Here is a 13,575-nt window from a genome sequence, read left to right as displayed (position 1 = left end):
TTTTAACGAACTCTGTACTTATTTGCAAAGGGGACGATCGATTTTGAGAGACACAATGATGATTAAAGGTGCACGGGAGAACAACCTGAAGAATATTTCACTTTCGATTCCGAAGTATAAATTGGTTGTTCTAACGGGTCCGTCCGGCTCCGGCAAATCCACGCTGGCAATGGATACCCTTCAGCGAGAATGCCAGAGACAATACATGGAATCGATGGGATTAACATCGGATTCGATCAGCAAACCAAAGGTGGAGTCGATCACAGGTCTTTCTCCATCCATCAGCGTAGGACAGCACATTACTAACCGGAATCCACGCTCAACAGTAGGAACAGTGACAGACATTTACACTTACGTTCGTTTCATTTTTTCCAGATTAGGAGAGCGTATTTGTCCAGCCTGTAATGGCACCATTTCGCCATCGTGGGAAGCGGCTGGTCATCTAACTGAGGAAGACGAATACATGGGACATCAGACTATACTTTGTCCACATTGCAATACCGAGCTGGAGAAGCTGGGTATGTCACACTTTTCGTTCAATAAACCGGAGGGTGCTTGTGATATATGTAGTGGACTGGGTCATGTGGCATCAATCAACGAAGCTGCTGTATTCAATCCTGAGCATAGTGTGCGGGATGGAGGTGTAGCTTCGTTAAATGGTGTGCATCGGGATATTCAGATCCGAATTCTGGTTGCAGCTGGAAAGCATTTTGGATTCGGATTCGATCCGGATCTGCCATTGAAGGACCTTGGTGAAATCGAGCGTGATTTGCTGTACTACGGCGTCGATAGCGAAGAATTCAAGCAGCATTACCCTAATATCAAACCCATCCAGGGAACCAAGTTCGAAGGTGTAATCCCCGGATTGTGGCGACGCTATAAGGAAAAGGAAGGAGAAGGTGGTGGAACGGAAAAAGACGGACGTTTTTTTCATCAACAGCAGTGTCCTGAATGTCAGGGAGCTCGTTTGAAAAAAGAAATTCTTTCGGTAAGCGTAGCTGGCGCATCCATCTCCGACGTCACCAACTGGTCATTCAGTAAAGTGTTGGAATGGACAGTAGGACTACAAGAAGTGATTTCACCCGAGGCACATCACTTGCTTGATCCAATTCTTCATGATCTGCCCACCAAATTGAAGCGCATTATGGATGTTGGACTTGGCTATCTCTCCATGGATCGTCAGACCGTAACTTTATCTGGTGGTGAAGCTCAGCGATTACGACTTGCATCGCTTCTAGGCTCTGGTTTAACGGGCGTATTGTATATTCTGGACGAACCGACAACAGGGCTTCATCCGAAAGATACCATTGGCCTGATTCGTGTACTTCAGGAGCTTCGTGATCTGGGCAATACGATCCTCGTTATTGAACACGATATTGAGATGATGCGTGCTGCCGATCATGTGATCGACATTGGACCTGGTGCTGGTGTCAATGGAGGGATAGTTGTTGGTGAAGGGAGCCTGGAAGATTTAATGGCAAGTGAGCTTTCGGTTACGGGAACTTATCTGAGAAATGAATCTTTGGCTAGTCCTTCTTATAACCGAAGAACAGGTACGGGGCAGCATCTTGCCATTCGGGGAGCGCATTTGCGCAACATCGATATTCCGGTTGTATCTTTTCCATTAGGAACACAGATCTCCGTAACGGGTGTTTCGGGGTCCGGCAAATCTACGCTTGTATTTGATATCCTCGCACAGGGTATGGAGTCAGGTCTGAAACCAACAGGTTGTGAAGAGATAACAGGCTTGGAGCACGTAGGTGATATCGTTATTTTTGACCAAACGCCGATGGGCAGAATGCAACGGTCGAATGTTGCTACCTACACCGATGTATTTACGCACCTGCGTCAGCTGTTCGCTAGTTTGCCAGATGCCAAGGCACGAAAGCTAACTGCGAAGCACTTCTCGTTTAATACACCCGGAGGGCGCTGTGAAACCTGTCAAGGTCTTGGGGTATTGTCTGTAGACATGAACTTCCTGCCTGATCTGGAGGTAACTTGCCATGATTGTAAGGGCAGACGGTTCGTGGATGAGGTGTTACAGGTTCAATACGAAGGCTTCTCGATATCTGATGTACTGAATATGTCAGTGGCCGAAAGTCTGCCTGTCCTGAAGAGTCAGACCAAAATCGCCGATCTTGTAGAGATGTTGTGTGAAGTTGGACTGGGTTACCTCCAATGGGGTCAATCCGTCAAAACATTGTCAGGTGGTGAGGGCCAACGGATCAGGCTGGCAAAAGAGCTGAGTAAAAAGACCAAAAAACACACGCTCTATCTGTTGGATGAGCCAACAACCGGCCTTCATCCGTCAGACATCAAGCAACTCCATATTTTGCTGGATAAGCTGGTTGAGTCGGGGAATACCGTTGTCGTTGTAGAGCACAGTCTGGAATTGATTCGGGAATCCGATTGGGTTATTGACATTGGCCCAGAAGGTGGCGCAGCGGGTGGCGAACTGGTAGCCGAAGGTACGCCAGAGCAGGTGGCGGAAGTCAGAGCCTCCCATACAGGACAATTTTTGAAGCGTATATTAGCCGAAGGGCTTTAATCAGAATGGATAAGGGGAAAAATAATCATGGTAAAAAGCAATAAATTAGGCGTTATTCTTGCAGGCTTGCTGCTTGCCATTCTCATGGCTTCGATGGATAACACCATCGTTGCCACTGCAATTGGTACCATCGTAGGTGATCTTGGTGGATTTGATAAATTAATGTGGGTCACCTCTGCCTATATGGTTGCAGAGATGGCGGGTATGCCGATCTTCGGTAAACTATCGGATATGTATGGCCGCAAGCGATTTTTCATTTTTGGAATCATTGTATTTATGATTGGTTCTGCATTATGCGGGACGGCGGATTCCATCATTCAGCTCAGTATTTATCGTGCGATTCAGGGAATCGGCGGCGGGGCGTTGATGCCGATCGCATTTACCATTATGTTTGATGTCGTTCCCGCAGACAAACGGGGTAAAGTGGGGGGACTATTCGGTGCAGTCTTTGGTTTATCCAGTATTTTCGGACCCCTTCTCGGAGCCTATCTGACCGATTACATTCATTGGTCCTGGATTTTCTATATCAACCTGCCACTTGGTCTGATCGCCTTTGTCATGATTGCATTCTTCTATAAAGAATCCGTGGAGCATTCCAAACAGAAAATTGACTATTTTGGCGCATTCACACTGGTAGCTTCCATCGTATGCCTCATGTTTGCACTTGAACTTGGAGGCAAGGAATACGCATGGAATTCCAGCATGATCGTGGGTTTGTTTGCTGCGTTCGCCGTGCTGATGACTGCATTTGTGTTCATAGAGCGCCGAGTGGCAGAACCAATTATTACATTTAGCATGTTCAAAAACCGGCTGTATTCCACCAGCAATCTGATGGCCATATTTAGTGGTGCAGCCTTTATTACAGCTTCCATCTATATCCCCATTTATATTCAGGGTGTACTTGGTGGATCGGCCACCAATTCCGGTCTTGTTCTTCTGCCGATGATGCTTGGATCGGTTGTGACAGCTGCGGGTGGAGGAGCCATGCTTACCAAGCTCAGATACCGCTCCATCATGTTACCTACACTCGCGCTGCTGGTTATTGGTATTGCCTTGCTGACAACGTTAACGACAGATTCCTCCCGATTTATGGTGACTATCTTCATGATTCTGGTTGGTCTGGGCATTGGGTCTTCGTTCTCTGTATTGAGCAATGCAGCCATTCACGGTTTCTCAGCAAGACAGCGTGGTTCGGCCAGTTCAACACTTAACTTCAATAGGGAACTCGGTATGACGTTGGGAATCACGGTATTTGGTATCGTACAAAGTCACGTATTTACGAGTAAATTGGTCTCCTTCTTTGGAAATAGTAATGGTAGTGAGCAGGGTGGTGGCGTGAATCTGAGTGATCCTAGCTTAGTCCTAAAACCGGACACTCGTGCTGATATTCCTGCGCCAATGTTGGATAAGATTACAGAAGCATTGTCCTCATCCATCGTTCATACGTTTGCCTGGGCCATCATTCCGGCCGTTATTGCTCTATTGGCTGCTTGGTTTATGAGTAAGGAAAAATTTGACCCTGCATCCGAGTCAGATGAATATTTAGCTTCACACTAGCAAGACTATGTAATGGATTTGTGTGCACGATATGACAATATGTTCTTATCAAAGGAGACCTGCGTTATGTCTGAACAAAATGGAAAAGTAATCATTATCACCGGCGGAGCGAGTGGTATTGGTAAAGAAACAGCGCTTCAGCTTTCGGATCTGGGTGCAACGATTGTCATAGCAGACTATAACGAAGAGGGTGCGAGAAAGCTTGCATCGGAGATTGAAGCAGGTGGCGGCACAGCCGGGGCATACAAAGTGGACGTTTCCAAAGGAGACGAGATCAAAGCTCTGATCGATTGGACCGTAGAGAAATACGGAACATTGAGCGGTATTTTCAACAACGCGGGCATTGGACTCGTGAAGCCATTTCTGGAGATGGACCCGGAATCCTATCACAGAGTAATCGATGTTGACCAACACAGTGTGTATTACGGCATGTATTATGGCGCCAAAAAAATGGTTGAACTGAATGTACAGGGTACCATTGTTAATACAGCTTCGATCTATGGCAGTATTGCTGCGGTGGGAAGCTTTAACTACAATGCAGCCAAGGCAGCTGTCGTAATGATGTCCAAATCCGGTGCCTTGGAACTTGCTGAACATGGCATTCGTGTGGTTGGTGTAGCGCCAGGCTTCATTGAGACACCCATTCTGGGTGATGACAAAGCGATGAAGGATGCACTTGCCACGCAACATATGCGGGGAGAGCTCATTCAACCGGAGAAAGTTGCGAGTGTGGTTACCTTCTTGTTCAGTGATGCTGCAAGTGCAGTGAATGGTTCAACGATTGCAGTCGATGATGGATTCCTCAGCTTCAAAACAAAATAAGATTTGGACAGTAAGGTAGTGCAGTCCGTCTCTGAAAAATAAAAAAAAGGTGCAGAACGAATAAATCGTTCTGCACCTTTTTTTTGCAATCCATATAAGAAGAGTATTTATTATGAAAATAATTCTATATAGTCATCCCGGTAGTTCAGAGATCATGATACAATAAGCAGGCATGCGTCTTTTATCATTTTGTGGTGTCATAGACAATACGCACACCGAGAGAGCCATAGCTCTCTTCTTTATAGTGACATTGGGAGCATGTTTTTGTAGCGCATAACGCATCACTGTGAACTTGTAATTTTTCGTTGCATAGTGGGCATTTATTTTCAAAAAGAGTCTTCAACACGTTAAACATGCTTAATCACTCATTTCGGATTAATTTACTTGGTTTTTATTATAGCCGATTATTTTAACTGCGTATACTGTTTTTTGCATCTGTTTTACACCGCAAGAAAGGAAGAAAAACCGATGGATACTCTGCTTTTTGTCATCATGTTTATACTGGGTCTGATCGGTTCCTTCTTCTCGGGTTTGTTGGGTATAGGTGGAGCCATAATTAATTACCCGCTGTTGTTGTATATTCCTTCTCTCATGGGGCTGGAACCATTCTCGGCACATGAGGTGTCGTCGATCAGCATGTTTCAGGTGTTTTTTGCTTCACTCGCTGGTGTGATTGCCTACATTAGGAGAACAAGGAAAGGGGAGAAGAGTGAAGCTCTTATTCATAAAGGTCTGGTGGCTTATATGGGCTCCAGTATTCTTGTCGGCAGTCTGATTGGCGGCTTCATATCTGGTCATTTGAATGGAGAAGTCATCAATCTGATCTATGGTATTCTCGCCATTATCGCGATTGTACTTATGCTGATTCCCGGTAAGGGAACAGAAGGCTCGGCTCGACAGCTGACATTTAACACATATGTTGCGGCAGGATCGGCTCTTGCCGTGGGAATCGTCTCGGGAATTGTTGGTGCGGGTGGTGCTTTTATATTGATTCCGATCATGCTCACCGTGCTTAAGATCCCTACCCGGACGACCATTGCTTCTTCGCTTGCGATCGTGTTCATCTCCGCCATTGGTGGGGTGGTGGGAAAGATTATGGGTGGAGACATTCCGCTTGAGCCCATCATATATACGGTTATCGGGAGTCTGCTTGGTGCTTCACTCGGTTCCAAAGTGAGTTCAATGATTAATGTGAGACTGCTTCGGTATGGACTGATGGTTCTTATCGCCATTACAGCAGTGAAGGTATGGTCTTCGATTTTGTAAAACCACATAGGATTGCAGCGTCCATGATGATTTCGTAACCAAACGGATGGAATGCCGTATAAAGGGTATGAACATGAGCTGGCGAATTTGTTGTTGCATGAATTCACATCAGTTTTCGTCCATGGAGCACCCTCAAACTCCTTTCATGGATACATGTTTAACATTATGAGAAGTTGAGGTATCCATCTTATGAATAACGTACTCACAGATCAGGCTGATGCAGGATATCGGCTGGCTGAGCAGAAGGCAGCTCAGTATTTTACTTCTCTTCAAGAACAACTTCTGAATAACACGTATACCACTGCACTTACACAAGATATTCACTTGTGGCAAAAGAAACATATTCAACCTTTTTCCTGGTTATCTTTTTTATCACCAAGTCAAAGAAAACCGGATTCCCGGGATGCTCATAGATATATCCATTGGCTTAATGTTACAGGCAAACTGGATGATTACCTGGATCGCAGTATTTCTTACATTTATATGCGAGATCTGGGCAAAGCACTGGATTCCTCGGATACCCAGGCACGCATTCAGCGTGTCGCTCAGGATACCAAAGCGTATTTTATACGTTCAAATACAACCCATCACAAGGGAAGTCCGGATTATATTAGTCTGGCCGCCTTGTATCGATGGGCTCAGAAGGAGAACGTGGAAAAGGCTGTTATCTGGATCATCAGCAAATTAAAAAATGTTGCTTCCAATATCCCCAAAGAACTGGATGCAGAACAGGCGCAGCGCAAACTGCTCAAGATCATTCTTGGCGTTGTTCTGCATGTGAACGATGATATGAATGATGAGACTCCCCAGGCAGAACGTTGCGAGAGGCTGGATGCTGCGATTCGGCTTGGTTATTCTTACGGACTGACCTATCCATTTATTGATGACCTGCTGGATTCGCAGGCGTTGACTGCGCAAGAGAAGGAAAAGTATTCTCTCTTGATCCGGAATGCGCTTCTCACAGGGATCGTGCCGGATATCGGCGAATGGAAGGGAGCGAATCTTCAAGTCATTCAATATGTTCATGGTGAGCTGCGTGATGCGTTTGAGTACATCAAGGACTACCAGCGCCCTGAGATGCAGCGCACGTTCTTCGAGCAATCCTATGTATTCTTTCAGTCTCAGGAAATAGATCGGGCCAAGAAACTGTCCAACGCGAATTATTCCAATGAAGAACTTTATATTCCGATTATTATTAAATCCTCATCCTCCAGACTCATTGTTCGCTCTGTGCTCAGTGCATCTGCGGATGAAGGTTTTGATCTGCGGACATTCTACTATGGCATATATAATCAGCTCGCGGACGATTTCGCTGATATGTTTGACGATATGGAGGAAGGGGCAGTGACCCCGTATACCTACTATCTGAAGTATCGTGACCTGCGGCCTGATCTGATCAATCCGTATGAGCTATACTGGGCGGTTATCTCTTATCTGATTCATGAGGTGTACCATTCGGATGCGAAGACCCGGGAGGTTATATTGGATCGGGCTATTAATGGTTTAAAGCGTTGTAGAGAACGTTTGGGTCAAGAACAATACAATGAAGTGATGAACATCTTTGCCTCCGGACAACCGGAATTCAATCGCCTCATTCAGCAAATGGTGCGAAAAGCCGATGATGTGGATTTCTTGGATAAATTGCTGCGGGATCAAGTTATCCTCCAATTGCAGAATGACAAGCGTGAAAAACAGGATTTTCTGGATACGATTCGTACGGTTCGTGAACAGATCAATATTGAATTACAGATATCCAAACCGGGTGGACTTCCGGAGATGAAAGGCACGCTTATTGATGCAGCGAATTACAGTTTGCAAGGAGATGGAAAACGGCTAAGGCCGATCCTAACCTGGGTGATGGGTGTACGTGAATATGGACTACATGAATCGTCTATCATTCCTCTTCTGAGATCACTGGAATACATGCATACGGCTTCACTGATCTTTGATGATCTGCCGACCCAGGATAATGCTTCGACCCGCCGAGGCCGTTCGACCTTACATCAGGTGCATAACAGCGCAACAGCGGAGTTGACAGGATTATTTCTCATCCAAAAGGCCATTGGCGAGCAATCTTCCCTTAATCAGTTTGATGCCGCAACCGTGCTTACCCTGATTCAATATTCCGCTGAAAAAGCAGAGGATATGTGTATGGGGCAGGCGATGGATCTGAATGCCAAAGGAAAAACGCTCACTTTGGAACAATTGAACATGATCTGTTTCTACAAAACGGGTATTGCTTTCGAGGCTGCACTTGTGATGCCAGCTATTCTGGCTCAGGTGAAGGAAGTGGAGATTGCCTCCTTAAAGAAGTTTGCGTATCATGCAGGTATCGCCTTTCAAATTAAGGATGACCTGCTGGATCTGGAAGGGGATTATCAGGTACTCGGTAAGCCGGCAGGACAGGATGTGCGGAACAACAGCTCAACCTTTGTATCCATTCTGGGCGAGGATGGCGCGAAGAAAGAGATGTGGGAGCACTATTGTCTGGCTACCGAGGCGCTCAACGAAATGCCAAAGCCGATTTCTTTTCTGAGACATTTGTTGGATTACATCATTGGACGGGAGCGTTAAAATCTTCCCTGACTAATCCCATTCCCATGTTCAGCATGGTTAAATATGAAATAATACAAAGTTGCCTGGATTCGAATACAAATAGAATCCAGGCCTTGTTTTGCTTTATTGACACAAACTTTTAGGAAATGATATGTTTCAACAATTGAAAAATCGGGTATTAAGCAAATATTGTGTTTATACACCAAAAGGAGAGCTTAAGATGCAGGTTCAAAAGGTCGATCATCACGAATTGTTTGAGCAGATTTATAATCAAGCACCTATTGGGATTGCACTTGTTGCTCCAACAGGACAGTGGATGAAAGTGAATCCTGCTTTTTGCAGTATGCTGGGTTATACAGCTCAAGAATTAATCCATCTTCATTACCAGGAGATCACCCATCACGATGATTTTGCACAGGATCTGAAGTACGAAAGCGCACTGTGTGAAGGTAAATCGCAAGAGTACAGGTACGAAAAGCGTTATATTCAGAAAAATGGAGATATTTTATGGATATCAATGCATGTATCATTGGCTCGGAACGAGGTCAGCGGTGAACCGTTGTATTTTATCTGCCACGTTGTAGATATTACGGAACATAAAACAACCGAACTAAAGCTGCTTCAAACGGAAGAAATGTTCAAACTTATTTCCGATAATGCACAGGAAATCATCTATATTGCAACTTTTGACGGTATTTGCCGCTATTGTTCTCCTTCCATTTATAATCTGCTTGGTTATACGCCAGAAGAAGTGGTGGGCAATAACAATACCGCTATTTTTCACCCGCAGGACCTGGAACGTGTCTCCCAGATCGATTTGAGCACAGGTCATATGTTGAATATGCAGGTTCATCATAAAGATGGACATCGTCTTTGGTTTGAAACCACCTATAAGGTTATCGGGGAGCCTGGGCAAGAACAACAAATCCTTGCCATTGGTCGAGATATATCGGAGAGAAAGAAACATGAGGAAATTAGTGCAGAAGCTGAACGGATAGCCATGATCGGCAGTTGGGAGTGGAACATGCTGAGTGGCCATGTTTCCTTGTCTGATCAGATATTCGAGATTTTTGGCTTAGATCAAAACAAGCTGTATAAGGCCAGCGATATCTATTCATTCATGGAACCGACAGAGGGGCAGCGATTGAAGGCATGTATTGAATGGGTGAAAACGGGTCAACCGCTTGATTTTGAATATCGACATCTGGGCTCTGATGGTAAAGAAAAGTACCTTCATCTGCGAGGATTAATTACCTTTGATGAAGATCAACAACCGATACAGTTAAACGGAACTTTGCAGGATATTACAGAGCGTAAACTCGTCGAATTCAAACTTCAGGAATCGGTGGAACGATATACTTCACTCAAAAAATATAATCATGATGCCATCATTTCTTTTGATATGGACGGTAATATCATAAATGCCAACCCGGTAGCTATGAAAATGACCGGATGCCCGGTTGTGGAAATGATCGGAACCAGTATATGCAGGTTTATCGGACCGTATCATCTTGGACTTATTCTTAATAGCCAGTATGAGATGGCTGAAAAAGAAATCAATGCCATTCAGCACGTAAATGGTTCTGAGACAGAAGTTTTGGCAACGCTTGCGCCTATCATTATTAATGAGAAAAACGTAGGGTTCTACCTGATTGCCAAGGATATTACGGAACAGAAAAAGCTTCTTGTAGCCAAAGAGACTGCCGAACGAATGAATAAAGCCAAAAGTGAGTTTTTGGCAATGATGAGTCATGAGATCCGTACACCCATGAACGGCGTAATTGGGATGACGGATTTGCTTCTGGATACGCCTGGACTTAGCGGAGAACAAAAGGAATATATTGAGATTATTCAAAAGAGCGGGGATTCACTGCTTGCGATTATCAATGATATTCTGGACTTTTCCAAAATAGAGTCGGGTAAAACCGATCTGGTGGATGAGCCGTTTGATCTTAAGGAGATTGTGACAGAGACGGTTAAGATCGTAACACCAATGATTCGGGAGAAACAGTTGGATCTTCGTTTAAGCCTGGATGACGCCATTCCTGTTCCCTTGTTTGGGGATGCTTACCGTCTAAAACAGGTCCTAACCAACATCATTGGTAATGCAGTAAAGTTCACCCCGGAAGGCAGTATTGAGATCGAGGTGAAGGTTATCGGACAAGAATACAATGACGTTCAATTTCAGTTTAAGGTGAAGGATACAGGGATAGGAATTCCAGTGGAGAAAAGAAAGCATTTATTCGAAGCCTTCTACCAATTGGAGAATTTCATGACGCGTAAGCCTCAAGGTACTGGACTTGGACTGGCTATCAGTAAGAAGCTTGTCGAACTTATGCAGGGTGATATCTGGATTGAGGATTCGGACGATCCGGGGACCACATTTATGTTTACAGCATCGTTTAAAGCCAGCAACATGGAGGAATTCAACAGATATGATCTACAACAGAAAAAAAATAAAACAGATCAACTTCGAATTCTAATTGCCGAGGACAATGAGGTGAACCAACTTGTTCTGCGCCGGATGATTGAGAAGAAAGGACATCTTGTCGATTATGTAGTGGATGGAATAGAGGCAGTGGAAGCTGTCAAACGAAGTGCGTACGATATTGTGTTCATGGATGTACACATGCCTAGGCTGAACGGATTCGAAGCGACCAAAGCGATTAAGGAATTAATGCGGCCAGAGGCATGCCCGTATATTGTTGCAGTTACTGCGAACGCAGTTAGAGGGGATATGGACAAATGTCTGAAGGCTGGAATGGATGCGTATGTTAGCAAACCCATTAAAAGTGAATCCATTATGCAAGTGATGGAGGAGTTTTACAAAATAAAGAAATATCCCACTGCATACAATTGATTTCCATATTCCATAGAAACGGATTTTTGAATGGCAATGGAGCCGCTCCCTTATCGATGATAAGGGAGCGGCTTTTTTTGCATGTTCATATCTCAGAATGCTAAACTACTGATTTTTGATCCATAGTTTGGAGATATCCATGAACCCAAACTCAGCGGTATGAAGGCCAAAGAGACTTTGATTAAGTAATGCTTTTTTATTCATATGGCAGCCGTACAATATCCAGCAGTTATCGCGAAGTAAATCCTCTGCTTCATTGAGCAGCGACGACCTTTGCTCTTCATTTTGCTGAAGGAAATTCTCCATTTTTTGATAAAATACGGACTGTAAATCGGGTGATAAACAAATATGAAAATAGTTACGTTTGTTGATGAAGAAATTAATCATGCCAAATTGCCAGTCATCTTCCAAAACTTCTTCTGCGATAATTAGGTCGGCTTCGCTTGTTTCTCTCACATTGGGAAATTCAACGAAGGGTTGCAACTCAATACATAAACCGATGCTGGCTCCGCGCTGTTTAAGCCATTCTGCTTCTTTTTGGTCTTTAGCTACAGTATACGCAAGTATGATTTTTTCTCCCCGGTATCCGCTGCTGTACAGGAGCTCACGGGCATCCTCAAGTGAAGACTCGCGCCAGGCATGCTCTGCGCTTTTCCAGGGAAGAAAGCTGTTTGCCGGTGTAATTCGATTGCTGCCAAGTTCCCTCACCAAAGCGACTGGATCGAAAACAATGCGCATGGCTTGCCGAAATTCCAGTTGATGGTGAATACCGTCTTTACGAAAATTAATCAGCATATATCGGCATCCTGTTGCTGGATAATCAACACTGTTGCTCCCCGTATCGTCTGTAGCCAATTTAAGTCGGTCTGTTCCTGGTAACTCATAATGACGTTCATAAGGACCCAGATTGGGCACAAACCAGATATCTACTCGATCCAGATGAGGACGGATTCCATAATAGGCATCGAATGCGCTTATGATCAACACCGTTTCATTTATTTCATTGATCCGAAAAGGTCCGGTACCGATTAATTGTTGGGTTACATCGACATCATAGGGGAGAATTGTCATTGAGACACAACTAAGCAAGTTCAGGAAAAAACGATTAGGCCGACTTAGATAAAAACGAATGCAGTAATCCCCGACAACTTCGGTACGCTCAATATCCCGGTATAGCCAAATGAATGGACTGTCTACAGTGCGCAAGCGCTCTAATGTAGCTTGGACATCTTGGGATGTCATTACCCGACCATGGTGGAATCGCACACCTTTGCGCAGATAGAAAACCCAAACTCTGTGATCCTCGTTGTACTCCCACATATGCGCCAGATCCGGCAGGAAAGTTCCTGTTTTGGCGTCATAGGTGATTAGCGTGCTGCATACCTGTCCAAGCAGATAGGTTTCAAAAGCAGTATACACAAAAGCAGGGTCCAGCTCTGCCAATCTTCGTGACCTTACCATGCGAAGCACGTCCTGACCGGAAGAGCTCTCGGCATGACTGTGGAATCCCATCTGTTTATTTAACGAATTCAGCAGCCGCTCCCGGAGAGCGTCGTTCTTCTCTGTGCTGCCAATCAACTCGATCGCTTCCTTCATTTTGCCTCTGCCCATGAGCTCCAAAAAGCTCTCTTCGAGCGCCTCATTCACACTGCGCAGCAATGTCATCTCAGAATGATGACCCCGGCCACGCCCGGGCTGCCAGTGAATAAAGCATTGTTCTTCCAGCTTGCGCAGAATAAACTTCACGTTTCGTGGAGTGCAGCATAGGGCAGCCGAAAGGCTTTCGATCGTTACCGGAACCGCTTCATGAAATTGAAGAGAAAGTTCTTTTGCTGTGGCGAGACGCAGATAGTGGGTTGTTGCTGTATCCATATGAATGTGCTCCTTCATAAAAGGTGAAATGTGCGCATTTTTTCTTACACTTTTATTTCCCCCTTTGATCCATACAATTATACATAAAGGGATA

At 44.8% G+C, this 13,575-nt stretch carries 7 protein-coding genes; 6 read left to right on the top strand and 1 reads right to left on the bottom strand.

From position 1 onward, the window contains the following. Window positions 1-43 precede the first annotated feature (43 nt). The 6 genes from uvrA (at window position 44) to CS562_RS06630 (ending at window position 11,609) form a co-directional block, all read left to right on the top strand. Window positions 44-2,548 (top strand): excinuclease ABC subunit UvrA, encoded by a 2,505-nt coding sequence (gene uvrA, locus CS562_RS06655; RefSeq protein WP_099854486.1) that lies wholly within the window; start codon window positions 44-46, stop codon window positions 2,546-2,548. 27 nt (window positions 2,549-2,575) lie between these two features. Next, the gene (locus CS562_RS06650; RefSeq protein ID WP_076291123.1) at window positions 2,576-4,105 is read left to right on the top strand and encodes an MDR family MFS transporter; all 1,530 of its coding nucleotides are present in this window, start codon (window positions 2,576-2,578) and stop codon (window positions 4,103-4,105) included. 66 nt (window positions 4,106-4,171) lie between these two features. Then, complete coding sequence (locus CS562_RS06645) at window positions 4,172-4,927, top strand: SDR family NAD(P)-dependent oxidoreductase (protein ID WP_099854484.1); 756 nt, start codon at window positions 4,172-4,174, stop codon at window positions 4,925-4,927. A 468-nt stretch (window positions 4,928-5,395) separates the two neighbouring features. After that, window positions 5,396-6,193 (top strand): sulfite exporter TauE/SafE family protein, encoded by a 798-nt coding sequence (locus tag CS562_RS06640; protein ID WP_099854482.1) that lies wholly within the window; start codon window positions 5,396-5,398, stop codon window positions 6,191-6,193. 189 nt (window positions 6,194-6,382) lie between these two features. Next, window positions 6,383-8,767: a polyprenyl synthetase family protein gene (locus CS562_RS06635; protein ID WP_099854480.1), complete on the top strand. Its 2,385-nt coding sequence runs from the start codon at window positions 6,383-6,385 to the stop codon at window positions 8,765-8,767. Between the two features lie 202 nt (window positions 8,768-8,969). Further along, the gene (locus CS562_RS06630) at window positions 8,970-11,609 is read left to right on the top strand and encodes a PAS domain S-box protein (RefSeq protein ID WP_076291127.1); all 2,640 of its coding nucleotides are present in this window, start codon (window positions 8,970-8,972) and stop codon (window positions 11,607-11,609) included. 105 nt (window positions 11,610-11,714) lie between these two features. Here CS562_RS06630 and CS562_RS06625 read toward each other — a convergent pair whose 3' ends face one another. Next, a complete protein-coding gene (locus tag CS562_RS06625; RefSeq protein WP_099854478.1) occupies window positions 11,715-13,481 on the bottom strand; it encodes an ABC transporter substrate-binding protein in 1,767 nt (588 codons plus the stop codon). Window positions 13,482-13,575 lie beyond the last annotated feature (94 nt).

This window comes from Paenibacillus sp. LK1, from assembly GCF_002750415.1.
Taxonomy (GTDB): Bacteria; Bacillota; Bacilli; order Paenibacillales; family Paenibacillaceae; genus Paenibacillus; species Paenibacillus taichungensis.
Note: the sequence above shows the minus strand (reverse complement) of the source record. Positions and strands in the feature narration are given on the sequence as shown.